This is a genomic window from Micromonospora sp. WMMD1076 (genome assembly GCF_029581475.1).
Lineage (GTDB): Bacteria > Actinomycetota > Actinomycetes > Mycobacteriales > Micromonosporaceae > Micromonospora > Micromonospora aurantiaca.
This window is the reverse complement of record NZ_CP120862.1, coordinates 4,375,401-4,400,797: the sequence shown is the minus strand read 5'-3', so window position 1 is coordinate 4,400,797 and position 25,397 is coordinate 4,375,401. Positions and strand designations below refer to the sequence as shown.

General features: G+C 74.8%; 21 protein-coding genes, 2 pseudogenes and 1 riboswitch. Of the genes and pseudogenes, 14 read left to right on the top strand and 9 right to left on the bottom strand.

Translation table 11 applies throughout. The annotated features are described in order from the left end of the window. Window positions 1-3: 3 nt before the first annotated feature. Entirely contained in the window at window positions 4-1,353 is a 1,350-nt protein-coding gene (locus tag O7622_RS20940; RefSeq protein WP_282309864.1) for a hypothetical protein, read from the top strand. Between the two features lie 184 nt (window positions 1,354-1,537). Here O7622_RS20940 and O7622_RS20935 read toward each other — a convergent pair whose 3' ends face one another. After that, window positions 1,538-2,218: an SGNH/GDSL hydrolase family protein gene (locus O7622_RS20935; RefSeq protein WP_282309863.1), complete on the bottom strand. Its 681-nt coding sequence runs from the start codon at window positions 2,216-2,218 to the stop codon at window positions 1,538-1,540. A 216-nt stretch (window positions 2,219-2,434) separates the two neighbouring features. On the opposite strand from O7622_RS20935, the gene O7622_RS20930 reads away from it, so the two are divergent. Next, a complete protein-coding gene (locus O7622_RS20930; protein ID WP_282309862.1) occupies window positions 2,435-2,794 on the top strand; it encodes a hypothetical protein in 360 nt (119 codons plus the stop codon). On the opposite strand, the gene O7622_RS20925 is transcribed toward O7622_RS20930, so the two are convergent. The 4 genes from O7622_RS20925 to O7622_RS20910 are packed head-to-tail and all read right to left on the bottom strand — an operon-like array spanning window position 2,751 to window position 6,602. After that, complete coding sequence (locus tag O7622_RS20925; RefSeq protein WP_282309861.1) at window positions 2,751-3,383, bottom strand: HAD family hydrolase; 633 nt, start codon at window positions 3,381-3,383, stop codon at window positions 2,751-2,753. The two genes, O7622_RS20930 and O7622_RS20925, sit on opposite strands and share 44 nt — an antisense overlap. Continuing rightward, window positions 3,380-3,772 (bottom strand): MmcQ/YjbR family DNA-binding protein, encoded by a 393-nt coding sequence (locus O7622_RS20920; RefSeq protein ID WP_282309860.1) that lies wholly within the window; start codon window positions 3,770-3,772, stop codon window positions 3,380-3,382. The genes O7622_RS20925 and O7622_RS20920 overlap by 4 nt, the downstream gene beginning before the upstream one ends. Before the next feature lie 50 nt (window positions 3,773-3,822). Beyond that, window positions 3,823-5,043 (bottom strand): MFS transporter, encoded by a 1,221-nt coding sequence (locus O7622_RS20915; RefSeq protein WP_282309859.1) that lies wholly within the window; start codon window positions 5,041-5,043, stop codon window positions 3,823-3,825. Next, window positions 5,040-6,602, bottom strand: a complete 1,563-nt coding sequence (locus O7622_RS20910) for an AMP-binding protein (protein WP_282309858.1) — start codon at window positions 6,600-6,602, stop codon at window positions 5,040-5,042. The genes O7622_RS20915 and O7622_RS20910 overlap by 4 nt, the downstream gene beginning before the upstream one ends. Before the next feature lie 312 nt (window positions 6,603-6,914). Between O7622_RS20910 and O7622_RS20905 the strand changes: the two are divergent. The 6 genes and pseudogenes from O7622_RS20905 to O7622_RS20880 all read left to right on the top strand — a co-directional run bounded on the left by O7622_RS20905 (window position 6,915) and on the right by O7622_RS20880 (window position 13,181). Then, window positions 6,915-8,199, top strand: a pseudogene (locus tag O7622_RS20905) (SGNH/GDSL hydrolase family protein). Window positions 8,200-8,265: 66 nt separating this feature from the next. Continuing rightward, window positions 8,266-9,489 (top strand): cytochrome P450, encoded by a 1,224-nt coding sequence (locus tag O7622_RS20900; RefSeq protein ID WP_282309857.1) that lies wholly within the window; start codon window positions 8,266-8,268, stop codon window positions 9,487-9,489. After that, window positions 9,486-10,460, top strand: coding sequence for an alpha/beta hydrolase (locus tag O7622_RS20895; protein ID WP_282309856.1), 975 nt, complete (start codon window positions 9,486-9,488; stop codon window positions 10,458-10,460). Before O7622_RS20900 ends, O7622_RS20895 begins: the two co-directional genes overlap by 4 nt. Beyond that, the gene (locus tag O7622_RS20890; protein ID WP_282309855.1) at window positions 10,453-11,556 is read left to right on the top strand and encodes an alpha-hydroxy acid oxidase; all 1,104 of its coding nucleotides are present in this window, start codon (window positions 10,453-10,455) and stop codon (window positions 11,554-11,556) included. The genes O7622_RS20895 and O7622_RS20890 overlap by 8 nt, the downstream gene beginning before the upstream one ends. A 2-nt stretch (window positions 11,557-11,558) precedes the next feature. Then, complete coding sequence (locus O7622_RS20885) at window positions 11,559-12,902, top strand: PLP-dependent aminotransferase family protein (protein ID WP_282309854.1); 1,344 nt, start codon at window positions 11,559-11,561, stop codon at window positions 12,900-12,902. 27 nt (window positions 12,903-12,929) lie between these two features. Beyond that, window positions 12,930-13,181: a hypothetical protein gene (locus O7622_RS20880; RefSeq protein ID WP_013286617.1), complete on the top strand. Its 252-nt coding sequence runs from the start codon at window positions 12,930-12,932 to the stop codon at window positions 13,179-13,181. 66 nt (window positions 13,182-13,247) lie between these two features. Here the strand turns inward: O7622_RS20880 and O7622_RS20875 are convergent, their stop codons facing one another. Then, window positions 13,248-14,684, bottom strand: a complete 1,437-nt coding sequence (locus tag O7622_RS20875) for a glycine hydroxymethyltransferase (protein WP_282309853.1) — start codon at window positions 14,682-14,684, stop codon at window positions 13,248-13,250. Window positions 14,685-14,702: 18 nt separating this feature from the next. Beyond that, window positions 14,703-14,792, bottom strand: a riboswitch (ZMP/ZTP riboswitch). On the opposite strand from O7622_RS20875, the gene O7622_RS20870 reads away from it, so the two are divergent. Then, entirely contained in the window at window positions 14,754-14,906 is a 153-nt protein-coding gene (locus O7622_RS20870) for a hypothetical protein (protein WP_282309852.1), read from the top strand. Its footprint overlaps the riboswitch before it by 39 nt. A gap of 9 nt (window positions 14,907-14,915) precedes the next feature. Here the strand turns inward: O7622_RS20870 and O7622_RS20865 are convergent, their stop codons facing one another. Both O7622_RS20865 and O7622_RS20860 read right to left on the bottom strand, forming a co-directional pair. Further along, entirely contained in the window at window positions 14,916-15,779 is an 864-nt protein-coding gene (locus tag O7622_RS20865) for an NAD(P)H-hydrate dehydratase (RefSeq protein WP_282309851.1), read from the bottom strand. Then, window positions 15,763-16,494, bottom strand: a complete 732-nt coding sequence (locus O7622_RS20860; protein ID WP_282314191.1) for a histidine phosphatase family protein — start codon at window positions 16,492-16,494, stop codon at window positions 15,763-15,765. The genes O7622_RS20865 and O7622_RS20860 overlap by 17 nt, the downstream gene beginning before the upstream one ends. Window positions 16,495-16,629: 135 nt before the next feature. Here O7622_RS20860 and O7622_RS20855 point away from each other — a divergent pair, with 135 nt between their 5' ends. Then, the gene (locus O7622_RS20855; protein ID WP_282314190.1) at window positions 16,630-16,959 is read left to right on the top strand and encodes a hypothetical protein; all 330 of its coding nucleotides are present in this window, start codon (window positions 16,630-16,632) and stop codon (window positions 16,957-16,959) included. Between the two features lie 24 nt (window positions 16,960-16,983). Here the strand turns inward: O7622_RS20855 and O7622_RS20850 are convergent. Next, window positions 16,984-17,127 (bottom strand): annotated as a pseudogene (locus O7622_RS20850) (DNA-binding response regulator); the annotation flags it as partial. A gap of 74 nt (window positions 17,128-17,201) precedes the next feature. On the opposite strand from O7622_RS20850, the gene O7622_RS20845 reads away from it, so the two are divergent. From O7622_RS20845 to O7622_RS20830, 4 genes are read left to right on the top strand one after another with little or no spacing between them, the layout of a single operon-like run. Then, a complete protein-coding gene (locus tag O7622_RS20845; RefSeq protein WP_282309850.1) occupies window positions 17,202-20,855 on the top strand; it encodes a DUF4132 domain-containing protein in 3,654 nt (1,217 codons plus the stop codon). Next, window positions 20,852-21,955 (top strand): AAA family ATPase, encoded by a 1,104-nt coding sequence (locus O7622_RS20840; protein WP_282309849.1) that lies wholly within the window; start codon window positions 20,852-20,854, stop codon window positions 21,953-21,955. Before O7622_RS20845 ends, O7622_RS20840 begins: the two co-directional genes overlap by 4 nt. Continuing rightward, window positions 21,952-24,285 (top strand): DUF5682 family protein, encoded by a 2,334-nt coding sequence (locus O7622_RS20835; RefSeq protein ID WP_282309848.1) that lies wholly within the window; start codon window positions 21,952-21,954, stop codon window positions 24,283-24,285. Before O7622_RS20840 ends, O7622_RS20835 begins: the two co-directional genes overlap by 4 nt. Further along, on the top strand, window positions 24,282-25,394 hold the full coding sequence (locus O7622_RS20830) for a VWA domain-containing protein (protein WP_282309847.1): 1,113 nt from the start codon (window positions 24,282-24,284) through the stop codon (window positions 25,392-25,394). Before O7622_RS20835 ends, O7622_RS20830 begins: the two co-directional genes overlap by 4 nt. Window positions 25,395-25,397 lie beyond the last annotated feature (3 nt).

Below are 25,397 nucleotides of genomic sequence, written 5' to 3'. Positions count from 1 at the left end.
ACGATGGACCCGAACTACACGTGGCCGCCGCTCGGCCGGGCGTGGACCGACCTGCCCGAGTCCACCCGTACCGCGATGGTGACCACCGGCGCCGCCGCCTGGGAGAAGGTCTTCCACGGCCGGGCCACGTACAACAAGCAGTGGCGGCTGGCCCGCCCGCCCGTCTTCACCGCCGGCGCGTTCCGCGAGCTGAACGAGGTGTGCGACCGCATCGCCCAGCTCATCCTGGAGGCCTGCCGGCGCCGCGCCCGGACCGCCGGGGAGCTGCGCCTGCTGCTCGACGTGCCGGACGGCGAGACCCGGCTGCTCGACCCGGACGAGGAACTGCACGAGGGGCTGCTCGCCGCGTACCGGCCGGACGTGCTGTTCTCCGGCGGCGTGCCGTGCATCGTGGAGTACAACATCGACAGCAGCCTCGGCGGTGGCTTCGACGCCGACACCGTGATCCAGCGGTACGCCGAGTTGTACCGCGCGCACGACCTGCTCGACGGCGTCCGGCCCGCGCCGTCCCTGCTGGACCAGCGGTTCGTGGCCATCCGGGACACGCTCGGGCTGCCCGACGGCGCCCGGGTGGCGCTGCTGATGGACTTCGACGCCGACTACCCGGGGCTGGACGACCCGGAGACGTTCATCCGGATCCTGTCCCCGCTGATCGGCCAGGCCCGCCCGTTCGGCATCGACCTGGTCATCGCCCCGGTCGCCACCGCCACCTTGGACGGGCAGAACCGGCTGGTCGTGGGCGGCGCCCCGGTGGACGCCCTGTTCCGGCTGTTCGTGCCCAACCGGGTCACGCCCAGCGCCGGGCTGGACGCGGTGGCCGGCGCGCTCGCCGCGGGCACGCTGCCGATGTTCGTCAGCAGCGCCGCCTGGCTGCTCAGCAACAAGCTGAACTACGCCTGGCTCTGGGACGACCTGGACCTGCTGCCGGAGGACGACCGGACGCTGATCCGCCGGTACGTGCCGCACACCGTGGCGCTGACCGCCGACCAGTTCGACCGGGCGCTCGCCGAACAGGCCGACCTGGTCGCCAAGCCGGCCGGCGGATCGGCCGGGCACGGCGTGCTGATCGGCCGGGAGATGACAGCCGTGGCGTGGGCGGACGGGGTACGCGCCGCGATCGCCGAGGGCGGCAACATCCTGCAGCGCTACCACGAGGCGGACCGGGTGGCGATGGACTTCGTGCAGATCGAGACCGGCGAGACGGTCACCGCCGACGTCCCGTACAGCCTCGCCCCGTACCTGTTCGACCGCACCGGATCCGGCGCGCTCGCGCGGGTGGGTTACCCCGGTTGCGACGAGATCCTGAACCTGGCCCGAGGCGTCCTCCTGACCGGCATCCTCCTAACCGACTGACCCCCCGTCCCGCCCCCGGACGGATCCGGGCCGTAGGTCGGCCCACCTGTGCCCCCTGATCCCGCTGATCATGAAGTTGGCGGGGACAAATTGGACGCCCAGCGCCGTCAACTTCATGATCGCCGGGCCGGGCCTCGCCGGGCCGGGCCGGGCAGTGGGGGCGGGGCCGCGTCGGGGGAGTGGGTCAGGGGTGGGGGAGGTGGGTGGAGAGGACTCGGAGGGTTTCGGCGGTCGCCACCGCGTCACTGCGGGCGCTGCCGTGTCGGCCGTCGCTGCTGTACAGCGACGGGTCGGCCACCAGCGGATGGTCGGTCAGGTGGACGTGCAGCGTGCCCAGCCGCTCGGCCACGCCCCGAGTGTGCCGGGACAGGCGGCGCATCCGTTCGCCCAGGCCCGTGCGCAGCGCGTCCGGCACCGCCGGGCTGTGCGACACGTCGAACATGCCCACGGTGATGACGTCCGCCCCCGCCTCCCGCAACGCGGTGACCATGGCGGTCAGCTCGGCGTCGACCGCGTCCGGGTCGTAGGCGGACCGGAACGCATCGTTGCCGCCGCACACCACAAGGGCCAGGTCCGGTCCGAAGGCCAGCGCGTCGGCGAGCTGGGTCGCCCGGACCTCGTGCGCGCGCAACCCGCGCCGGCCCAGGTTCAGGTAGGCCAGCTCCGGCCGGACCGCGCGCAGCTCGGCCGCGATCCGGTCGGCCCACTGGAGATCCGGATAGCCGTCGGCCGGCTCGCACAGTCCTTCCGCGACGCTGTCGCCCAGCACCACGAACCGCCGCCACGGATGCCCGCGCAGCAGCTCGGCGGCCTCTCCCGGTCGAAGGCACCACGGATCGGTCGCCTCGGTCAACGTCGATGGCATGCCCGGCAGGCTAGCCGAGCCACGTGAGCGGGAAAAGGGGGCCTGCGGCGGCCAGCGGCACCGCGACAGTCGGGGAGCGGCACTGCGGCGCTGCCGGTGTGAGCTGGAAAGGGGCGGGCTGTGCCGTGTGAACGGGAAGAGGTCCTTCCGCGCCACGTGCGGGGAATAGCAGATCAGCCGCACCGTGTGACCGGGGAGAAGGGTGGGCCGCGCCGCGTGAAGGAGGAGAGGGCGGCGTGGCGGCGCGACAAGGACGTGAGCGGCCTCCGGAATGGAGGGATGCGGATGCAGGTGGCGGTGTGCGGCCCGGAGGCGGCGACCGAGGACGAGACGGCGGCCGCGCGGCGGGTGGGTGAACTGCTGGCCGAGCGCGGGGTCACTGTGCTCTGCGGCGGGGGCGGCGGGGTGATGGCCGCCGTGGCGGCGGGCGTACGGGCGCGTTCCGGGCTGGTGATCGGGATACGTCCCGGCGACGGCACCGAGCCCGGTCCGGTCCACGCCGGTTCGCCCGAGCAGGCGGTGACCGCCGTGCTCAGGGCAGCAGGGCCAGCAGCTCCCCGGGCCGGCTCAGGCTGAGGTCGGCGGGCTCGTCGGGGTCGTACTGGTGACCCCACACGGCAGCGACCGCTACCGCGCCGCTGTGCCGGGCGGCGCGTACGTCGAGTGGTGAGTCACCCACGTACGCGGCGCGGCCGGGTGGCACGCCGAGCCGGCGGCAGGCCGCCTCCACGCCGTCGGGCGCCGGTTTGGGGCGGTCGACCTGGTCCCCGCCGAGGACGACCTCGAAGTGACCGAGCAGGCCCGCCCGGTCGAGCAGGATCTCGGCGGCCCGGTGGCTCGCGCCGGTGAACACGCCGACCGGCACCCGGGCGGCGATCTCGGCGAGCGCGTCGGCGACGCCGGGGTAGACGCGTACCCGGCCGGCCAGCGCATCCAGCTCGGTGTGATAACGGTCCAGGTCCTCGCCGGAGGCGGGCCGTCGCAGCAGGTGCGTCAGCAGGTCCGCCGGGGAGCCGGTCGAGTAGCCGGCGATGACCTCGGCGTCGGTGTACGACGGGCCGCCGCCGGCCCGCACCGCCGCCCGGTACGCCGCGGGCACCACCGCGTGCGACTCGACGAGCGTGCCGTCCATGTCGAACACGATCGCCTCCACCGGGCCGGTCACGCGTTCTCCGCCCGGTGCGTGGTGGCGAGCCGCTTCGGGGCGCGCGCGTACCACGCCTCGGTGACCAGCTCGGTCAGCTCGTCCACGTCGATCCGGTCGAGCCGGACGAGCACCGCCGGATATCCGTCGAAGTGCGGCGTGGTGAAGTAGACAGCCGGGTCGTCGGCGATCAGCGCCTCCTTGGCGCCCAGGTCGGGCACCCGCGCGCCGAGGATCGGGCCGTCCGGCGCGGCATCGCCGAGCGCATCGAGTTCGCCGCGCCGCAGCGGCCGTTCCCAGACGAACGCCTTGTCGCGGACGCGCCAGGCGGGCGCCTGGTCGTACGTGGGTCGTTCGGTGGTCTCGGGCAGGGCCAGCGCGACGCGCCGCACGTCTTCCCAGGTCGCCATGGCCCCGACCCTACCGCCGACCCCCGGCACCGCGGCCCGGACCGGCGGGCTCAGACCGGCGTGGGCGTTGCCGGTTCCGTGGCCGGGCGCCGGGACGAGCGGCTCAGCAGCAGTGGCCCGACGGTCAGCACCAGGCAGACCACCGACATCACCAGCAGCGCCGGGGTCAGGTCGAGCAGCGCCACCGACCAGCCGCCGAGCAGCGCGCCGACGGGCAGGCCGAGGAACGCCACCGATCCGGAGATGCCCAGCACCCGGGTCTGCAACTCGCCCGGCACCCGCTGGTAGAGCGCGGCGCCGAGCAGCGGGTTCACCGCCGCGATGCCGATGCCGGACAGGAACGTCACCACGAGCACCACGACCAGGTCGTCGCTGAGCGCCAGCGCGAGCAGCCGGGGCGCGCCGCTGAGCGTCAGCCCCAGCGCGAACGTGGTCCCGGCCGGCAACCGGGTGCCGACCACAGTGAACAGCAGGTTGCCCAGCAGGGCGCCGGCCGAGAACACGCCGAGAAGCAGACCGAACCCGGCCGGGTCGCCGAGCACCTCGTTGACCCACAGCGGGATCCACACCGCGACGCTGGCGTTGGCGAACATGTTGGAGACCGACACCACGATCAGCATGGTCATCAGCGTCCGGTCGGTGCGCAGGTACGCGAAGCCGCCGCGCAGCGCCCGCAGGTACGGCTCCCGGGGCGCCGGTTGCGCCGGTGCGGGCGGCCGGACCAGCACGCCGATCAGCAGCGCGCAGACCGCGAACGTGGCCGCGTCGATCCAGATGGCCCGGGTCAGCCCGACCCAGTCGATGAGCAGCCCGCCGAGCACCGCGCCGAACAGCGTCATGCCCCGGGCCAGGCCGTCGTAGGCGCTGGTGAGCCGGATCAGCGGCACCCCGGCCCGCTCGGCCGCGGGTTTGAACAGCACGTGCTTGACCCGGTCGCCGATGCCGCGCAGCCCGCCGGCGATCGCCACGAGCACCAGCAGCGTGCCGAACCCGAGCCAGGGCGCCAGCGCCACCACGGCCATCGCGGCGGCGCTCGCCGCGTCCACGAACACCGAGGTACGGCGTACCCCGAACCGGTCCGCCCACGGTGTCGCGAGCGCGCTGGAGAGCATGTACGGGAGCGTCTCCGCCGCCGCGACGAGCCCCATCTTGGTGGGGCTGCCGGTGGTCTCCAGCACGAGCCAGGGGATGGCGACCACCGAGATCCGGGTGCCGAGGTTGGACAGCAGGTCGGCGCCGACCAGGGTGTACAACTCCCGGCGCGGGTTCACGCCGGACTGCCGATCGGGTCGGCGCCGGCCGGGTGACCGGCCGCGTACCGGGCCCGCAACGCCCGCTTGTCCACCTTCGCGGACCGGTTCAGCGGCAGCGCGTCGACGAACTCCACGGCGCCGGGCGCCCAGGTCTCGCTCAGCTCCCGGACCACGAGCGCGATCAGCTCCTCGCCGGTCACCGACGCGCCCGGCGCGAGCACCACGTACGCGTGCGGCAGCTCCCCGGCCACCGGGTCCGGTACGCCGATGACGGCGGCGGCGCGTACCTCGGGGTGGCCGGCGAGCACGTCCTCGATCGGGCGGGAGTAGATCGGCCAGCTGCGCTGCCGGGTGAGGATCCGGTCCTGTAACCGGTCGACCAGGTAGAGGTAGCCGTCGGCGTCGAGGTGCCCGATGTCGCGGGTGCGGACCCACCCGTCGACCAGCGTCTCGGCGGTCAGCTCCGGCTGGCCGTGGTAGCCGGCGAAGCTCAGCTCGGTGCGCACCCAGACCTCGCCGTCCTCGCCGGCCGGCAGCACCCGGCCGCCGGCGTCGCGGATCTCCACCGACACGTCGCCGTACGGGCGGCCGCAGGACCGCAGCCGCTCCGGGTGCTCCGGGTCCTCGGTGAGCCCCGGCAGCGCGCAGACGACCACCGCCTCGCTGAGCCCGTACACGATGCGCAGGCACGGGCCGAAGCGGGCGATGGCCTGGCGCAGCCGGGCCGGCGCGGCGGGCCCGGCGCCCACGTTGAACATGAACATCGCGGAGAAGTCGGCGCCCGGCAGGTCGGGGTGGTCGAGCACCTCGTAGAGCATGGGCGGGGTGACGAACGTGGAGGTCAGGCGTTCGGCGTCCACCGTGGCGACGAACGCGGCCGGATCCCACTGTTCGCGCAGGAACAGCACGCCGCCGGTGAACAGGTTGAACAACGTGGTGATCTGGCCGCTGGCGAGCCACATCGGGGAGTGCGACAGGTGCCGCAGCAGCGGGAACCCGGCGCCCCGGAAGTCGGCGGCGAGCGCGAGCACCTGCCGGTAGAAGCCCTCCCGGTGGTGCACCAGCTTCGGCGTGCCGGTGGTGCCGCTGGTCTGCAGGAACGACTCCGGCGCCGGTACCTCGGCGGGCGGCTCCGCGGCCGGCCCGGCGGCCCCGGCGGTCAGGTCCGGTCCGGCGCCGCCGGGTCCGAGGCAGAGCACCGGTACGCCGGACAGGCCCGCCGCGACCTCCACCGCCTGCGCGTCACGCGGGTCGTACACGAACGCCTCCGGCGCGGACAGCGCGACGAACTCGTCGACCTCCCGCCGGGAGGTCACCGGTGCCACCCACATGCTCCGGCAGCCCAGCAGGTGCAGGGCCAGTTGCAGCAGCGGACCCTCGACCGTGTTGCCGAGCATCACCAGCACCGCCGCGCCGGGGCGTACCCCGTGGTGGCGCAACGCGGCGGCCAGGCCGCGCACCTCGGCGGCGACCTGGGGGTAGGTGAGGCGGCGTCCGCCGCCGACGAGCGCCTCCCGGTCGCCGAACCCGGCGAACAGCTCCAGCGCCTCGTGCACGTAGTTCGGCCGGTCGGTCATCGGGCAGCCCCCATCATGGTCCGCGAGCGGCATCCGGCCAGGTCGGGGCCGGGACATGACGGCAGGTGCCAGGGTCGGCGACCGCACCGCCGCCAGTCCCGAGCCTAGGCAGCCGCGGTCCACGCCGGACAGAGCCGATCGTCGCTGCGTCACGTCCCCCGGGCATTTGATCATGTCGATCAGGTTGATTGACGCTCGTCACGGCCGGAAGCTAGTTTCCGGTCCATCGCCCGGGCCGGTGCCGCCGACCGCGTCACGCCCGGGACTGCCGACCATGGAGGATCGATGCCGACCCCGAAGAGATGGCACGTCATAGCTTCCGCCGTAACGCTGCTGATCGCCGCCACCCCGGCGGTCACCGCGAGCGCCGGCCCGACCGGGAACGACCGCGCCGGGCATGGGCGCGCCGAGTGGGCCGGAACCTGGGCCGCGGCGGTGACCCGCGGGAACAACGTGGGCCTGACCGAGACCGGCCTGAACAACCAGAGCATCCGGATGACCGTGCAGACCTCGGTGGGCGGGCCGCGCCTGCGGGTGCGGCTGACCAACCTGTACGGCCAGCAGGCCGTCCAGGTCGGCCGCGCCACGATCGCCCGGCCGAACACCGCCACTCCCGACGACCTGTCCGACATCGTCCCGGCGACCGTCCGCCAGCTGACGTTCTCCGGCGCGGGCTCGGCGACCATCAGCAAGGGCGCCGAGCTGCTCAGCGACCCGGTGGCCTTCCCGGTGGCCGAGCAGGAGGACCTCGTGGTCACCCTGTACTTCCCGGTGCTCACCGGGCCGGTGACGTTCCACGGCCAGTCCCGGGTCACCAACTTCATCGGCGCCACCGACCTCACCTCGGCGGCCGACGGCGCCGGCTTCACCATCCGGCCCAACTGCTGCTGGATGTTCCCTGTCCGGCATCGACGTGGAACGCAGGGTCACGCCCGGTTCGGTGGTGGTGCTGGGCGACTCGATCGCCGACGGCAACGGCAGCACCGTCAATGCCGACCGCCGCTGGCCGGACCTGCTGGCCAAGCGGCTGATCGACGCCCGCCCGGAGCCGCGTACCCCGGGTGTGCTCAACCTCAGCCTGGCCGGCAACCGGCTCAACCACGAGGGCACCGAGCCCGGTGCGGGCGGTTTCCCCGGCTACTACGAGCTGGGCCCGAACGCGCTGGCCCGGCTCAACGAGGACGTGTTCCCGCAGACCGGGGTGCGGACCGTCATCACCCACCTGGGCATCAACGACATCTGGATGAACGGCGACAGCCCCGAGGCGATCATCGCCACGCTGCGCCAGCTCAACCGGCAGGTCCAGGCGCGCGGCCTGACCAGCATCGCCGGCACGCTCATGCCGTACGAGGGCAACGGCGGGCCGGGCGTGTGGACCCCGGAGAAGGACGCCACCCGGCAGGCCGTCAACACCTGGCTGCGCGGGCCGGGCCGGGCCGAGTTCGACGGCGTCGTCGACTTCGACGCGGTGATGCGGGATCCGGCCCAGCCGAGCCGGCTGCTGCCGGCGTACGACTCGGGTGACCACATCCACCCGAACGACACGGGCGCCGCGGCGATGGCGAACGCCGTGCCACTGAAGCTGCTCGGACTGTGACACCGGGCGGGGGCGGCGGTCGACACGACGCCGCCCCCGCCGCCGTTTCCTGGGGAGGAAGAGACAGTGGACGTCAGCGAGATCCTGACCGGCCTCTACAGCGAGCAGGGCCGGCAGAACCCCTATCCCTTCTACGCGGCCCTGCACGAGCACGGGCCGATCAACGCCGTTCCGGCGCGGGCCGAGCACAGCACCGTGAGCGCGGTGGCCGGCGGGTACGACGTGGTGGACCAGATCCTGCGTGATCCCGGCTGGTACAAGGGCTTCCCGCCCGGCTGGGAGGAGCAGGAGATCCTGCGGACGTTCCTCACCTCGATGATGTTCGTCAACCCGCCGGACCACACCCGGATGCGCGCCGTGTTCGCCAAGACGTTCACCCCGCGCCGCCTCGGCGCGCTGGAGCCGGTGATCGAGCGGATCGTCGCCGAACGCCTGGACCACATGGCGGAGGTGGGCGCGGACGGCCACGAGGTGGACTTCGTGGCCGACTTCGCGTACCCGGTCCCGGCGCTGGTGATGGCCGAGTTCATCGGCCTGCCCGCGGCGGACCTGTCCTGGTACCGGCAGCGGGTCGACTGGATCGACGAGTACATGGACGTGTCCGGCAAGACGCCGGAGCGGCTGGCCCGGGCCAACCAGGCCGCCGAGGAGCTGCGCGTCTACTACCGGGACCTGATCGCCCACCGGCGCCGTACGCCCGGCCACGACCTGATCAGCGGGCTGGCCGAGGTGCTCGACGCGGGCGGCGTCGACCTCACCGAGGAGGAGTTGATCAGCAATCTGATCGTGCTGTTCAACGCCAGCTTCGTCACCACCGTCTACATGTTCAGCAACGGCCTTCCGTTGCTGCTGGAGCACCCGGACGTCACCGCCGCGCTGCCCGGCGACGACGAACTCGCCCGGGGCTGTGTGGAGGAGGTGCTGCGGATGGAGAGCCCGGTGCACTTCCTGGCCCGCTCCGCGCCCGCAGGCGTCGACCTCGGCGGGGTGCCGATCGACCGCGACGACAACGTGCTGCTGCTGATCGCCGCCGCCAACCGCGACCCGGGCCGGTTCCCCGACCCGGACCGCTTCGACCCGCGCCGCGACGGCCCGCCGTCGCTGGCATTCGGCGTCGGGCTGCACTTCTGTCTCGGCTCGGCGGTGTCCCGGCTGGAGGGCCGGCTGGCGTTGCCGCGACTGTTCGCGCGCTTCCCCCGGCTCGCCGTCACCCAGCCCTACACGTACAGCGGGAGCCTTTTCCTGCGCGGTATCGACAAACTCTTCGTCACCACAGGGGAGGCCGGATGACACTCGATCCGCAGGTGGCCGCGTGGCGGGCCGCGAGGGCCGCCGCCGGCACCGTGCCGCTCTACACCCAGACCCTCGCCGAGGCCCGCGCCGCCGACCTCGCCGCGATCCGCGCCGGCTCCGGCGCGGTCGAGCCGGTCGCGGAGGTACGCGACACGACGGTGCCCGGCCCGGCCGGGCCGCTGCCGGTGCGGATCCACCGGCCGGACGGCGACGGACCGCTGCCCACGCTCGTCTACTTCTTCGGCGGCGGCTGGACGCTCGGCAGCGTCGACACGGCCGACGGGATCTGCCGGCGGCTGGTCAACCTGGCCGCCGTCCAGACCGTGACCGTCGGCTACCGGCTCGCCCCGGAGCACCCGTTCCCGGCGGCGGTGGAGGACTGCCACGCCGCGCTGCGTCACCTCGCCGCGCACGCCGCCGAGTTCCGCGTCGACCCGGACCGGCTGGCTGTCGGCGGGGACAGCGCGGGCGGGAACCTGGCCGCCGCGGTCACGCTGCTGGCCCGCGCCGACGGCGGTCCCCGGCTCGCCGCCCAGTTGCTGGTCTACCCGAACACCGACCAGCGGCCCGGGCACCGGCCGGGCGACGACGAGGATCCGATGCTGTTCAACAGGCACTCGGTCGGCTGGTACCGCGGCCACTACCTCACCGACCCCGGTGACGCGGCCCACCCGCTCGCGTCTCCGCTGCTCGCCGAGGACCTGTCCGGCCTGCCACCGGCGTTCGTGATCACGGCCGGGCACGATCCGCTGCGCGACGAGGGCCTGCGGTACGCGGCGCGGCTGCGCGAGTCCGGTGTGCCCACCGAGACGGACGACTACCCGGGCATGGTGCACGGGTTCTTCGCCATGCCCGGTGTGTTCGACGCCGGCCGGCTGGCCCAGGAGCGCGCCGCCGCCTTCCTGCGCCGCACGTTCGGGCTCGACCCGGCGCACGCCCGGGCGGCGACGGGTGCCGGCCATGGCTGACCGGGCGGACGGGTTCGTGCCCCCGGCGAGCCTGGCCGAGTTCGCCGCGCTCGCCCGGGCGGTCCTGCCGGCCGACGTGTGGGACTTCGTCGACGGCGGCAGCGGCACCGAGACCGCCCTGGCGGCGAACCGGGCCGCGCTGGACCGGGTGGCGGTGCTGCCCCGGATGCTGGCCGGGGTGGACGACCCGTCCACCGAGGCGACGCTGCCCGGCGGCCGGGCCGCGTTGCCGGTGGCTGTCGCGCCGATGGCGTACCAGCGGCTGCTGCACCCCGACGGCGAGCCGGCGCTGGCGGCGGCGGCCCGGGCGGCGGGCGTGCCGTACGTGGCGAGCACGCTGTCCAGCACCCCGATCGAGGAGATCGCGGCGACCGGCGCGACGGTGTGGTTCCAGCTCTACTGGCTGCGCGACCGGGCGCTGGTGGCCGACCTGCTCGACCGGGCGGCGGCGGCCGGCTGCGCGGCGGTGATGGTGACCGTGGACGTGCCGGTGCTCGGGCGGCGCCTGCGCGACGCCCGCAACGGCTTCGCGCTGCCGCCGCACGTCACCGCCGCGAACCTGCCCGACGGCCGGGACGACCTGGCGCATCAGGGCACGCCCGGCGTCTCGGCGGTGGCGGTGCACACCGGTGCGGTGTTCGCCCCGGCGCTGAGCTGGGCGGACCTGGAGTGGCTGCGGGAGCGTACCCGGGTGCCGTTGCTGGTCAAGGGCATCCTGGACCCGCGCGACGCGGTCCGCGCGGCGGACGCCGGCGCCGACGCCGTGGTGGTCTCCAACCACGGCGGACGGCAGCTCGACGCCGCCCCGGCCAGCGCGGCCATGCTGCCCGAGGTGGTCGAGGCGGTCGACCAGCGGTGCGCGGTGCTGCTGGACAGCGGCGTCCGCGGCGGCGTCGACGTGCTGCGCGCGCTGGCGCTCGGCGCGGACGGCGTGCTGCTGGGCCGGCCGCTGCTCTGGGCGCTGGCGGCGGGCGGCCGGGCCGGCGCCGAGGCGGCGCTGGCGCTGCTCGCGGCGGAGTTGCGCGACGCGCTCATCCTCAGCGGCTGCCCCGACCCGGCCTCGGCCCGGCGGCTGCGTACCCGGATCGGAGGCTGAACGTGGAACCCGTCGACCTGGCCGTCTCGGCGCTGCACGGCAGCGTCGGCGACCCGGCGCTGAACTCGATGAACTTCCTCAACGAGGTGGCGCAGCACTACCCGGACGCGGTGTCGCTGGCAGCCGGGCGGCCGTACGAGGAGTTCTTCGACTCCGCGCTGCTGCACACGCACCTGGACCGCTTCCGCCGCCACCTGGCCGAGGACGTCGGGCTGGACCGGGCCGGCGTGGACCGGACGCTGCTGCAGTACGGCCGGACCAAGGGCATCGTGCACCACCTGATCGCCCGGCACCTCGCCGTGGACGAGGGGCTCACGGTCGACCCGGAGTCGATAGTGGTGACCGTCGGCTGCCAGGAGGCGATGTTCCTGGTGCTGCGCGCGCTGCGGACCGGCCCGGCCGACGTGCTGTTCGCTGTCGCGCCCACCTACGTCGGGCTCACCGGCGCGGCCCGCCTGGTCGACCTGCCGGTGCGGCCGGTGGCCGGCGGGCCGGACGGCGTCGACCTGGCCGACCTGCGCGCCGGGGTGCGCCGGGCCCGCGCGGAGGGGCTGCGGCCCCGGGGCTGCTACGTGATGCCCGACTTCGCCAACCCGTCCGGCGTCAGCATGGACACCGCGCAGCGGCGGCGGCTGCTGGAGCTGGCCGCCGAGGAGGACCTGCTGCTCATCGAGGACAACCCGTACGGCCTGTTCCCGGCCGACGGCACCGAGCGGCGGCCCACGCTCAAGGCGCTGGACACCGCCCGCCGGGTGGTCTACCTCGGCTCGTTCGCCAAGACCGTGCTGCCCGGCGCCCGGGTCGGCTACGTGGTCGCCGACCAGCGTGTGGGCGGGGCCGACGGCACTGTGGTCCCGTTCGCCGACCACCTCGCGAAGATCAAGAGCATGGTCACTGTGAACACGTCGCCGATCAGCCAGGCGGTGATCGGCGGGGCGCTGCTGGCGCACGACTGCTCGCTGGTGGCCGCGAACGTCAGGGAGCGGGCCGCGTACGCCCGCAACCTGCGTCACCTGGTCGACGGCCTGGCCCGGCGCTTCCCGGCCGGCGGGCCGGTCTCGTGGACCGTGCCGGCGGGCGGGTTCTTCGTGGTGGTGAGCGTGCCGTTCGCCGTCGACGACGCGCTGCTGCACCGCTCGGCGCGTGAGTACGGCGTGCTCTGGACCCCGATGGCGCACTTCTACGACGCGGGCACGCCGGTCGGCGCGCTGCGGCTGTCGGTGAGCGCTGTCACACCGGAGTCGATCGACCTGGGTCTGGACCGGCTCGCCGCGCTGGTCACGGACACCATGGCCGCCGGAGTGACGCCGGAGTGTCAGGGTTCCGGCACAGTGCGTGTTTCCTGACGCCGTTCCTCTGTTGATAATGGACGAATGGTTGCCTGGGAGTACGCGTTGCTCGTTCGTCGGTATCAGGGTCAGGGTCGCAATTTCCACGTCTCGTTCGTGTGGTACGGCCCGGACGGGTCACGCACCGACGTGACCGCATACGGCGACACCGCGATCGCGCACCTCAACCGGGTCGGCCGGGAGGGCTGGGAGCTGGTCTCCGCCGCCGAGGACGTGAACAACGTGCAGGGCAGCACCGAGGTGCACCGCTACCACCTGAAGCGCCCGCTGCGCTGACCCGTGAACCGCCGGCACCCCGGGAGACTCCTTCTCCCGGGGTGCCGCTTCGTGTCGGCCGGGCGCTCAGCCCAGGTCGACCGCCGGGTAGAGCGGGAACGGCGTGAGCAGGTCGGCGGCCTGCTTGCCGACGGACTCGGCGACGGCCGGGTCCAGCACGTACTTCGCCTTCGATCCGGCGCCGTCCGGGCCGGTGCCGGGCGTGGTCCGGCTGAGCACGGTGTGGATCAGCTCGGCGGTGGCGTCCATCTCGGCGGCGCCGAGGCCCCGGGTGGTCAGCGCCGGGGTGCCGATGCGGATGCCGGAGGTGTACCAGGCGCCGTTCGGGTCCTGCGGCACCGAGTTGCGGTTGGTGACGATGCCCGAGTCCAGCAGCGCCTGCTCGGCCTGCCGGCCGGTGAGGCCGTACCCGGACACGTCGATGAGCACCAGGTGGTTGTCGGTGCCGCCGGTGACCAGCGTCGCGCCCCGGCGCAGCAGCCCGTCGGCCAGCGCCTGCGCGTTGTCCACGATCCGCTGGGCGTAGTCGGCGAAGTCGGGGCGGCGCGCCTCGGCCAGCGCGACCGCCTTGGCGGCCATCACGTGCGGCAGCGGCCCGCCGAGCACCATCGGGCAGCCCCGGTCGACCTGGTCGGCCAGCTCCGGCCCGCAGAGCACCATGCCGCCGCGCGGGCCGCGCAGCGACTTGTGCGTGGTGGTGGTGACGATGTGCGCGTGCGGCACCGGGTCGAAGTCGCCGGTGAACACCTTGCCGGCGACCAGCCCGGCGAAGTGGGCCATGTCGACCATGAACGTGGCGCCGACCGAGTCGGCGATCTCCCGCATGATCCGGAAGTTGACCTTCCGCGGGTACGCGGAGTAACCGGCGACCAGGATCAGCGGCTTGAACTCGCGGGCCGCCTCGGCCACCCGGTCGTAGTCGATCAGGCCGGTGGCCGGGTCGGTGCCGTAGCTGCGCTGGTCGAACATCTTGCCGGAGATGTTCGGCCGGAAGCCGTGGGTGAGGTGCCCACCGGCGTCCAGCGACATGCCGAGCATCCGCTGGTTGCCCAGCTCGCGGCGCAGCGCGAACCAGTCGGCCTCGGTGAGGTCGTTGACCTGCCGCGCCTGCGCCTTGCGCAGCGCGGGGGATTCGACCCGGTCGGCCAGGACCGCCCAGAACGCGACCAGGTTGGCGTCGATGCCCGAGTGCGGCTGCACGTACGCGTGGGACGCGCCGAACAGCTCCCGGGCGTGCTCGGCGGCGAGCGCCTCGACGGTGTCGACGTTCTGGCAGCCGGCGTAGAACCGGCGCCCGACAGTGCCCTCGGCGTACTTGTCGCTGAACCAGTTGCCCATCGCCAGCAGCGTCGCCGGGGACGCGTAGTTCTCGCTGGCGATGAGCTTGAGCGACTCGCGCTGGTCGGCCAGTTCCGCGGCGATGGCGTCGGCCACGCGCGGCTCGACGCCGCGGACGACCTCCAGCGCGCTGCGGAAGGCGGTGGACTCGGCGTTGCGCGACATGCGACCTCCAGGTGACGTGCGGAAGGCCCAGGCGCTCGGCATGCGTCCTCATGACGAGGCCGCTCCCCGATGGTGCTCCATCTCCACGCGCCAGTCACGGCCCGCGCCGATCCTACCGGCCCGGCCGGGACCTGCGGGGTGGCGGTCCAGTTCGCCGAGCACGGGTACGACGTGGTGGTCGCCGCCGAGGACGCGGCGATCGAGCGCGCGGCCGCCCGGTGACCTGGATCGTCAGACGGTGGCGATCGTGTAGGGGATCTCGTCCAGCAGCTCCCGGGCCAGGAAGCCGATCCGCCCGTACCGGGGGACCAGCCGCTGCCCGCTCACCGCGTGCGCGAACGCCGCCCAGCAGGCCGCCTGCGCCGGGTCGGCGCCCCGGGAGAGCAGCCCCGCGAGCAGTCCGGCCCGCACGTCGCCGCTGCCCGAGGTGCCCAGTCCGGCGTCCCCGCTCTCCTCGCGCCAGGCCCGGCCGTCCGACGTCGCGATGTGCCCGTACAGCGACACGACCGCGTCGTACCGGCCGGCCAGCTCCACCGCCTCGACGTCCAGGTCGTCGCCCGGATCGCGACCCAGCAGGTGCCGCGCCTCGGTCAGGTTGGGGGTGAGCACCACCCTGCGGCCGGACCCGGCCAGCAGGTCCGGCGCGTGGCTGAGCGCGCCGAGCGCGTACGCGTCGAGCACCAGCGCGGTCTCCCGGCCGGCCGCGTCCAGGACCAGGCGCAGCAGCTCCCCGGTGGCCCCGATGTCCGTCAGGCCGGGTCCGACCGCCACCACGTCGGCCTCGGTGACCAGGCCGCGGAGCAGGTCGCCCGGGTCGCCGCGGACTGCGCCGTCGCCGGTCTCCGGCAGGCCGATCACGAGTGCCTCCGGCACCTGGATGCTCAGCGACGCGGCCGTCGACTCGGCCGCGGCGAGCTGGAGCACGCCGGCGCCGGCCCGCAGTGCGGCCACGCCGGCCAGCAGCACCGCGCCGGGGGTGAACCGGGAGCCGCCGACCACCAGCACGGTGCCGCGCGCCTCCTTGCCGCCGGTGGGCACCGGCAGCGCCCACTCCCGCAGCAGCGCGGGGGTGATCACGTCAGACCGGCTCGGCATTGACCTCGTCCTCCCTGGTGGGCTGCGCCCCCTGCCGGTGCAGGTGGGCGACGTCGTTGAACGCCTCCGGCACGAGCCGGCCGGCGTCGTCGGCGTGCCAGGCGGTGACCGAGCAGTTGGCGATCACCTGCTCGCGGGTCAGCGCCATCAGGTCCGCCTCGGTGAGCCCCTCCACCAGGTAGCGCAGCAGGAACACCAGCGCGTCGTGGCCGAACAGCAGCACCCGGCCCCCCTCGTGGTCGCGGCGCAGGTCGCCGAGCAGCGTCCGCAGCCGCAGCGCCACGTCGGTCCAGGACTCGCCGCCGGGCGGCCGGTAGTAGAACTTGCCGAGCCGGGTACGCCGCTGCGCCTCCTCCGGGTAGCGCCGGGTCACGCCGTGGGCGGTGAGCCCGTCGAGGACGCCCAGCTCCCGGTCGCGCAGCCGCTCGTCGACGCTCGTCGGGATCCCGGTGCCGCCGAGCGCCAGCTCGGCGGTCCGCACCGCCCGCAGGTACGGCGACACCACCGCCACGTCCGGCCGCCTCGATTCCGGCAGCCCGGCCAGCCAGCGCCCGGTCGCCCGCGCCTGCTCCTCGCCGGTCGGCGACAGCGGCACGTCCGCGTCCCGGTGGGTGAGGTCGATCAGCTCGGCGCCGGACGTCTCGGCCGCCGTGGCCGCCACGTTCGCCGTGCTCTCGCCGTGCCGGACGATCCAGAGCGATGCCAACTCCGCCATGCGGCTCCCGGTACCCGGGCTCGACCGGGGATAACCGTGCCGCACGGGCCAGGCGCGGGACTGCGCGGTCGTGCATCGACCCGGCACAATGTCCCACGACGCGGGACGGACGGCCCGGGTCCGAGGGAGGCGCACATGGCGACGGTGGTGCGGGGTCTGCGGGAGGCGCTGGTGCTCTTCCTGATCGCCGCCGTGGTGATCGCGGCGGCGGTCGGCATCTGGGTGGCGGTCGGCGGCGGCGGTTTCACGCACCGGCTGGGGGTGGCGTTCATGATCGTCGGCGCCGTGATCGGGATGACCGGCGATCTCACGTTGAGCCGTATCGGCATGCTGCCCGCCCGCTCCACGTTCGGCCTGGCACCCGAGCGGGAGGACGGGGGCGGTGGGCGGGTGCTCACCGGCGTCGGCATCTTCCTGTTCGTCTCGGTGCCGCTGATCGTCGTCGGGGCGCTGCTGATCACCTGAGCACGTCTGCGGGTCGCGGCGGGCGAAGCGCCGCACCAGCCGGCGGGTGATGGCGGGTGCGAGCAGCGCGTCACGGTCCTGGACCATGCGTACGGCCGCCACCAGGTGTTCCGGCGTCACGGCCTTGAGCAGGAAGCCGCTCGCCGCGGCGGCGAGCGCGGCGTGGACGCGCCCGGCGGTGTCGCGGGTGTCGGTGGGGCCGGTTATGGTCCCCGCACACTGCGGGCGATCAAGGAGACGGTGTGCGCAGATTCGAGTTCGTGGGCGGCGGTTCGGCCAAGTTCTGGGAGGTCGGGCAGCGCGACGCGACGGTGACGGTCCGCTATGGATCCATCGGCGCTCAGAGCCGCACACAGGCCAAGGAACTGGGCTCGCCGGCCGAGGCCGCCGCGCACGCCGACCGGCTGATCGCGGAGAAACTGCGCAAGGGGTACGCCGAGACGACAGCCGCGTCCTCCGCCGGGCGCACCGGAACAACCGCGGTCGAGCCGGCCACGCCGAGCCACGACCCGGAAGCGGCCGGTGCCGGTCCGGCCGGGACGCCGTCGGCCACGTCGCCCGCCGGGGAACTGCCGGACGAGGACGCGTTCGAGGTGCCCGCCGGCTGGCGGCGGACGCTGGTCCCGCGCCGGGGTGGCGCACCAGGCCCGGGCCTGCCGAGCGCCGCGAAGGGCCGCGCCGCCGGCCGCAAGGTGCTGGACTCGGTGGCCGCACCGGTCGCCGCCACCGCACGGGCCGCGAGCGATCCGGAGCTGGGCCCGGCGCTGCGCGGCTACCTCGACGGCGACCCCGGTCCGCTGGGCGGTGCCGCGCTGGTGGCAGCGGTGGCCGTGGCGCTCGGCTATCACGCGCGCGACCAGCAGGGGGTAGCCCTCGCCGACCTGCTGGTCGCCGATCTCGGCCCGGCCGGCGCGGCGGTCGCCGCGACCGAGCAGATCACCGTGGCGGCCACCGGGTCGACGTCTCCGCTCTCGCTCGGCCGGGCCGAGGTGAACAAGGCGCACAACTACGGCCACTGGCGCCTGCGCCAGTGGGTGCTGCGCCGGGTCCGCGCGCATCTCGCGGCGGCCCGCGAGGCCGACTACGCAGCGGCCCGCGCCGCCCTGGTCCCGTACCGCTCCGGGCCGCTGGCGGCGCGGGCGGTCACCTCGTTCCTGCTGCCGACCGAGCGGGAGTGGGTGGTCCGGGACGTCGCCGACGTGGCGCGCGAAGGAGGTCCGCTGCTCGCGGAACTGCTGCTCGGCGCGGTCGACGACGTGGACGCGATCCACGACCTCGCCGGGCACCTGCAGGTCTACCGGCTGATGTACGACCAGGCGCCGATCGTCACCGCCACCGCGGCGGTCGGGCCACCGATCGCGCCCGTGCTGGCCGGGTGGTTCGACGACGAGCACGTAGGCGCGGACGCGCGGCAGCGGCTGGTGTCACTGCTGGCCGCCCTGCCCGGTGACGAGCCGATGACGGCGCTGCTCGACCGGCTGGACCGTAAGTACGTCCCGCCCGCGGTGACGGAGATGCTGCGCCGCTTCCCGGTGCGCGGTGTGCGCCTGCTGGCCGCCGCCTCGGCGGGGCGCAGCCCGGCCGCGCGGGAGGCCGCCACGTTGCTGCGCGCGCACGTGCTGGCCAACCCGGCCGCCGTCGAGGCGGCGCTGCCGATGCTCGACCCGGCGCAGCGGGAGCGGGCCGAGCGGATCCGCGACGACGCGTCAGCGCTGCCGGTGGCCGGGCCGGACCGGCTGCCGCCGGTGCTGGTGACGCCGCCCTGGACGGTCCGGCGCCCACGGTCCAGCCCGCCGGTGGTGGGCGGGCTGGACCGTCCCGCCGGGTCCGCGACGGCCTGGCTGCCGGGGGAGCGGGAGCGGTGGGCCGCGATCGTGCCCGGGTGGGCCGGCTACTGGCGGGGTGACGACCTGCGCGTGCTGGCGGCCGAGGTCGCCGCCGGGCGGGCCGGATCGTACGCGGCGATCCACTTCTTCGTCCGGGCCACCGAGGATCTGGCCCGGCCGCTGCTGCCGTCCTGGCGGCCCGACGAGTCCTGGGGTGCCGACCGGTGGATGCTTCGCCTCGCCGGCCGGTACGAACTGGACGCGCTGCCCACCGCGCTGCACCTGGCCCGCAGCGCGCCGAAGAGCGTCGGCGAGGTGCTGCTGCCGTACGCCGACGGTGAGGTCGCCGCCCTGATGGCCGACTGGCTCGACCGGCTCAAGTCGGTCCGCCCGATCGCCCGGGCCTGGCTGCGGCGGCATCCGGAGTACGCCACGCGGGCGCTGCTGCCTGCGGCCCTGGGCACGCCCGGCCCGCGCCGCCGGGCCGCCGAGCGGGCGTTGCGCCTGGTCGCCGCGGAGCACCGCGCCGTGCTCCTCGGTGTGGCCCGGGAGCACGGCGAGGAGGCGCTCGCCGCGGCCACGGTGATGCTCGACGCCGACCCGCTGGCCCAGCTCCCGGCCCGGATGCCGAGCCTGCCGGCGTGGCTGGACCCGGCGGTGCTGCCGCAGGTGCTGCTGCGGGACCGCCTCGCCGCGCTGCCCGCCGAGGCGGTCCGTCACCTCTGCACGATGCTCGCCATCTCCTCGCCCGGCGAGCCGTACCCGGGGGTGGAGGTCGTCCGCGCGGCGTGCGACACCGACTCCCTGGCGGAGTTCGCCTGGGCGCTGTTCGAGAGCTGGCAGAGCGCCGGTGCGCCGTCGAAGGACGGCTGGGCGTTCACCGCGCTGGGGCTGCTCGGCGACGACTCGACCGCGCGGCGGCTCGCGCCACTGGTGCGGGCCTGGCCCGGCGAGAGCCAGCACACCCGGGCCGTGACCGGCCTGGAGGTGCTGGCGCAGATCGGCACCGACGTGGCGCTGATGCACCTCTACGGCATCTCGCAGAAGGTGAAGTTCCGGGGCCTGCGGGAGCAGGCGGCGCGGAAGGTCACCGAGGTCGCCGACGGGCTGGGCCTGACGCCTGAGCAGCTCGGCGACCGGCTGGTGCCCGACCTCGGGCTGGACGCCGACGGCAGCCTGGTCCTCGACTACGGGCCGCGCCGGTTCACAGTCGGCTTCGACGAGCAGCTCAAGCCGTACGTGACGGACGGCGCGGGCGCCCGCCGCAAGGACCTGCCCAAGCCCGGCGCCCGGGACGACGCGACGCTGGCACCCGCCGCCCACAAGCGCTTCGCCGGACTGAAGAAGGACGTGCGCACGCTCGCCGCCGACCAGATCCGCCGCTTCGAGACGGCGATGGTGACCGGGCGGCGCTGGCCCGCCGCGGACTTCCGCCGCTACTTCCTGGCCCATCCGCTGCTCTGGCACGTCGTCCGCCGGCTGGTCTGGGCCACTGTGGACGACGCGGGCGAGGTGGTCACCGCGTTCCGGGTCGCCGAGGACCGGACACTCGCCGACGTCGACGACGAGACGTACGCGCTGCCGGACGACGCCACGGTCACCGTCGTGCACCCGTTGCGGCTCGGCGCGGACGTCACCGCGTGGGCGGAGGTCTTCGCCGACTACGAGATCCTTCAGCCCTTCCCGCAGCTCGGCCGCGAGGTGTACCGGTTGGATGCGGCCGAGCGGGAGGAGGCGCTGCTGCGCCGGCACATGGGCGTCACCGTCCCGGCCGGGCGGCTGCTGAGCCTGGAGCGGCGGGACTGGCGGCGCGGCATGCCGCAGGACGCCGGCATCCAGTCCTGGCTGGAGCGGACGGCGCCCGGCGGCCGGGCCGTGGTGATCGACCTGGATCCGGGCATCGCGGTCGGGGTGGTGGACATGTTCCCGGACCAGAAGATCGAGGCGATCTGGGTGAACGACGTGCCGCGCGGCGACTGGTTCCAGCGCGGCGGCAAGGTCCGCCTCGGTGACCTGGACGACGTCACCGTCTCCGAGGTGCTGCGCGACCTGGCAGAGGTGACCCGGTGACCGCGCTCGACCCGGCCGCCGAGCGGGCCCAGCGGCCCCCGGCCGAGGTGCGGTACGCCGACGAGCTGGCGGCGCTGGCGGCCCACGACGGTGACCCGCGCCCGCCCGGCTGGCGGCTGAGCCTGCGCGCCGCGCGCCGGTTCATCCTCGGCGACCCGGCGGCCGGGATCCGGCGCAAGTTCGTCGGCGACCCGTCGCTGATCGACCGGGCGCTGGTGGCGCTGGCGACCAGCCGCGGGCTGATGCTCGTCGGCGAGCCGGGCACCGCCAAGTCGCTGCTGTCGGAGCTGCTCGCCGCCGCTGTCAGCGGCGACTCGACGCTGACCATCCAGGGCGGCGCGGCCACCACCGAGGACCAGATCCGCTACTCGTGGAACTACGCGCTACTGGTCGCGGACGGCCCGTCGCCGCGCGCGCTGGTGCCGGCGCCGCTGCTGCGCGGCATGGCCGAGGGACGGGTGGTCCGCTTCGAGGAGATCACCCGCTGCCCGCTGGAGGTGCAGGACTGCCTGCTCTCCCCGCTGTCGGACCGCGTGCTCGCCGTTCCGGAGCTGCCCGGCGCCGACGCCATGGTTTTCGCCCGCGAGGGCTTCAACGTGATCGCCACCGCGAACACCAGGGACCGGGGTGTCAACGAGATGAGCGCCGCCCTGAAGCGGCGGTTCAACTTCGAGACCGTCTTCCCGATCCCCGACCTCGGCACCGAGCTGGAACTGGTCGAGGCGGAGGCGGGCGAGTTGCTGCGCCGCTCCGGCGTGACCGCGCCGCCCCGGCGGGACCTGCTGGAGGTACTGGTCACCACGTTCCGGGAGCTGCGAACCGGCATCACGGAACGCGGCGACGCGATGGAGCGGCTGTCGGCGGTGATGAGCACCGCGGAGGCGGTGTCGGTGGCGCACGCGGTCGGGCTGCGCGGCTGGTTCCTGCGCGGGGAGCCCGGCGACGCCGCCGACCTGGTCGCCTGCCTGGCCGGCACCGCCGCGAAGGACGACGCGGAGGACCTGGCCCGGCTGCGCCGCTACCTGGAGCAGCAGATGTCCCGCCGTTCCGGCGCGCAGTGGCGGGCGGTGCACGACGCCCGGCACCTGCTGCCCGGGTGAGCGCCGTCGAGGCGCCCGGCGGCGTCACGTTCCTCGGCGTCCGGCACCACAGCCCGGCCTGCGCCCGGCTGGTCGCCGCCACTGTCGCGCGGCTGCGCCCGGCGTACGTGCTGGTGGAGGGGCCGGCTGACCTGAACGGGCGGATGGACGAGCTGCTGCTCGACCACGAGTTGCCGATCGCCGTGTTCACCGCGTACCGCGACGGCACGCGGCGGCACTCCTCCTGGAGCCCGTTCTGCGCGTACTCGCCGGAGTGGGTGGCGCTGACCGCCGGCCGGGAGGTGGGCGCGCAGTTGCGCTTCATCGACCTGCCCGCGTGGCATCCCGCGCTGGCCGACCGCGCCAACCGGTACGCCGACGCCGACCAGCGGTACGCCGAGGCGGTGCGCCGGCTGTGCGCCACGCTCGCCGTGGACAACGTGGACGCGCTCTGGGACCACCTGTTCGAGATCGGCCCGGACGACGGGCTGGCCGAGCGGCTGGACACCTACTTCGACGTGCTGCGCGGCGAGTCGGCGGCGGGGGCCGACGACGCCGCCCGGGAGGCGTACATGGCCCGCTGGGTACGCGCCGCCCGGCGCCGGGCCGCCGGCCGCCCGGTGCTGGTGGTGACCGGCGGCTTCCACCGTCCCGCCCTGGTCCGGCTGACCACCGGTCCGGACAGCGAGGGCCCGGACGGCACCGGCCGGGGCATCGACGACCCGGACGACTGGCCGGAGGTCCCCGCCCCGGCACCGGACGCGGTGGCGGGCAGCTACCTCGTGCCGTACTCGTTCCGGCGCCTCGACGCGTTCGTCGGCTACCAGTCCGGCATGCCCTCACCGGCGTACTACCAGCGGGTCTGGGAGGACGGCCCGCGCCGGGCCGCGGAGGCGCTCACCGAGGCGGTGGCGGCCCGGCTGCGTACCCGGCGGCAGCCCGTGTCCACCGCCGACCTGATCGCCGCCCGGAGCATGGCCGGCGGCCTGGCCCGGCTGCGCGGCCACGCCCACCCGGGCCGGGTCGACGTGCTCGACGGGCTGGTGTCCGCGCTGGTCACCGACGCCCTCGACCAGCCGCTGCCATGGGCGACCCGGGGCACGCTGGCGCCCGGCGCCCACCCGGTGGTGGTGGAGATGGTGGCCGCGCTCAGCGGCGACCGGGTGGGCCGCCTGCACCCGGACACGCCGCTGCCGCCGCTCGTGCACGACGTCGACGCCGAGCTGGAACGGCACCGGGTCGATCCGCGCGAGGCGGTCGAGCTGGACCTGACAGTCGCCGGCGACCTGGCCCGCAGCCGCCTGCTGCACCGGCTGCGGCTGCTCGACGTACCCGGTCACGTCCGCGAGCGCGGCCCGCGGGTGGGCGCGGACGCGCTGCTCACCGAACGCTGGTCGCCCGCGCCGTCGGCGGACCGGCTCGCCCGGGTGATCGAGGCGGGCGGGTACGGGCCGACCGTTCTGGACGCGGTCACCGCCCGGATCGAGGAGCGGGTGACGTTGCTCGGCGCGGACGTCGACGCGCTCGCCACCACGCTGTTCGACACCGCGCTGGCCGGGCTGCCCGAGCACTCCACCCGGACGCTCACCGCGATCGCCCGCGCCACCGGCGTGGTCACCGACCTGCGGGCGCTGGGCCGGGCGCTGGCCGTGGCGCTGGCCCTGTGGCGGCACGACCGGCTGCTCGGCAGTGCCGGGACCGCACCGCTCGGCGCGCTGATCACCGCCGCCGTACGCCGCGCGCTCTGGCTCGTCGAGGGCGTACGCGCCACGACCGCTCCGGCCGACCCGGGCCGGCTCACCGCGCTCGTCGCGGTCCGGGACGCGGTCCGCCACGCCGGCCCGGCGCTGGGGCTCGACCGGGACGGCGCGCTGGCCGTGTCCGGGCGGGTGGCGGCCGACCCGGCGGCCCCACCGGACCTGCGCGGCGCGGCGCTGGGCCTGGCCTGGTCGCTGGGCGAGGTGCCGGACGCCGCCCGCGCGGTCCGGGCCGTCGCCGCGCCGGACACGCTCGGCGACTGGCTGGGCGGGCTGTTCGCGCTGGCCCGGGAGGAGGTGGTGTCCGGCGACGCGGCGCTGCTGACAGTCGTGGACGAACTGCTCGCCTCGATGGGCGCGCACGACTTCCTGGTGGCGCTGCCGGCGTTGCGGCAGGCGTTCGGCTGGTTCCCGCCCCGCGAGCGGGCGGAGGTGGCCCGGCACGTGCAGGCGCTGCACGGCGGCGACGCGCCGCCCGGTGACCTGCTTCGGCTGGGCGCGGACCCGCTGCTGGTGGCCACCGCCCGCGCGGTGGAGGAACGGGTCGACGCGGTGCTGGCCCGGGAAGGACTGTGGGAGGGGGACGGGACGTGAGCGACCCGATGCGGGAACGCTGGCGGCTGGTGCTCGGCGACGCCGCGCAGGACAGCCTGGGCGGCCTGTCGGCCGAGGCGGCCGGCCGGGACGCCGCGCTGGACTGGCTCTACGGGCGCGACGCCGAACTCGGCCGCCGCGACGTGCGGCGCGGCGGGTCCGGTCCCTCCGCGCTGACGACTGTGGACTGGCTGGACGGGATCACCCGGCTGTTCCCGAAGGAGACGGTGCAGCGGCTGGAACGTGACGCGGTCGAGCGGTACGGCATCGACGAGGTCGTCACCGACCCGGCGGTGCTGGCCCGGGTCGAGCCGAACCCGGCGCTGCTGCGCGCGGTGCTGCGCACCAAGCACCTGATGGACCCCCAGGTGCTGCGGCTGGCCCGCGGGCTGGTCGAGGCGGTGGTGCGGCAACTGGTCGAGCGGCTGGCCGCCGACGTCCGGCAGTCGTTCTCCGGGCCCCGCGCGCGACGCCCCAGCCGGTTCCGGCAGGCCCGCAACTTCGACGTACGACGCACCATCCGGGCGAACCTGGCGCACTGGCGGCCGGACGAGCGGCGGCTGCACGTCCGGCAGCCGCACTTCTTCTCCCGAACCCGCCGCCACCTGGACCGCTGGCAGGTGATCCTGCTGGTGGACCAGTCCGGTTCGATGCTCGGCTCGGTGATCCACGCCGCGGTGACAGCCGCCTGCCTGTGGGGGCTACCAGGCGTGCGGACCCACCTGGTCGCCTTCGACACCGAGGTGGTCGACCTGACCTCCGACGTGGACGATCCCGTGGAACTGCTGATGAAGGTGCAGCTCGGCGGCGGCACCGACATCGCCCGCGCGGTCGCGTACGGCGCGCAGCTCGTGGAGAACCCACGCCGGTCGATCGTCGCGCTGGTGTCCGACTTCTACGAGGGCGGGGACACCGGTCGTCTGGTCCGGTCGGTGAAGCAACTCGTCGAGCAGGGCACGCACGTGCTGGCGCTGGCCGCGCTGGACGAGGAGGCCGACCCGGTGTACGACCGGGCCACCGCCCAGCGGCTGGCCGACGTGGGCGCGGCGGTGGGCGCGATGACGCCGGGCGAGCTGGCCGCGTTCGTGGCCGAGCATGTGGGCCGGTAGGGG

What these genes read in the sequence shown, in the direction of transcription:
- O7622_RS20935 (WP_282309863.1), bottom strand. Translation starts at nt 2,218, where the DNA reads ATGCCATCGACGTTGACCGAGGCGACCGATCCGTGGTGCCTTCGACCG.
- O7622_RS20940 (WP_282309864.1), top strand. Translation starts at nt 4, where the DNA reads ATGGACCCGAACTACACGTGGCCGCCGCTCGGCCGGGCGTGGACCGAC.
- O7622_RS20880 (WP_013286617.1), top strand. Translation starts at nt 12,930, where the DNA reads ATGGTTGCCTGGGAGTACGCGTTGCTCGTTCGTCGGTATCAGGGTCAG.
- O7622_RS20870 (WP_282309852.1), top strand. Translation starts at nt 14,754, where the DNA reads ATGGTGCTCCATCTCCACGCGCCAGTCACGGCCCGCGCCGATCCTACC.
- O7622_RS20890 (WP_282309855.1), top strand. Translation starts at nt 10,453, where the DNA reads ATGGCTGACCGGGCGGACGGGTTCGTGCCCCCGGCGAGCCTGGCCGAG.
- O7622_RS20860 (WP_282314191.1), bottom strand. Translation starts at nt 16,494, where the DNA reads ATGGCGGAGTTGGCATCGCTCTGGATCGTCCGGCACGGCGAGAGCACG.
- O7622_RS20910 (WP_282309858.1), bottom strand. Translation starts at nt 6,602, where the DNA reads ATGACCGACCGGCCGAACTACGTGCACGAGGCGCTGGAGCTGTTCGCC.
- O7622_RS20920 (WP_282309860.1), bottom strand. Translation starts at nt 3,772, where the DNA reads ATGGCGACCTGGGAAGACGTGCGGCGCGTCGCGCTGGCCCTGCCCGAG.
- O7622_RS20875 (WP_282309853.1), bottom strand. Translation starts at nt 14,684, where the DNA reads ATGTCGCGCAACGCCGAGTCCACCGCCTTCCGCAGCGCGCTGGAGGTC.
- O7622_RS20865 (WP_282309851.1), bottom strand. Translation starts at nt 15,779, where the DNA reads ATGCCGAGCCGGTCTGACGTGATCACCCCCGCGCTGCTGCGGGAGTGG.
- O7622_RS20855 (WP_282314190.1), top strand. Translation starts at nt 16,630, where the DNA reads ATGGCGACGGTGGTGCGGGGTCTGCGGGAGGCGCTGGTGCTCTTCCTG.
- O7622_RS20895 (WP_282309856.1), top strand. Translation starts at nt 9,486, where the DNA reads ATGACACTCGATCCGCAGGTGGCCGCGTGGCGGGCCGCGAGGGCCGCC.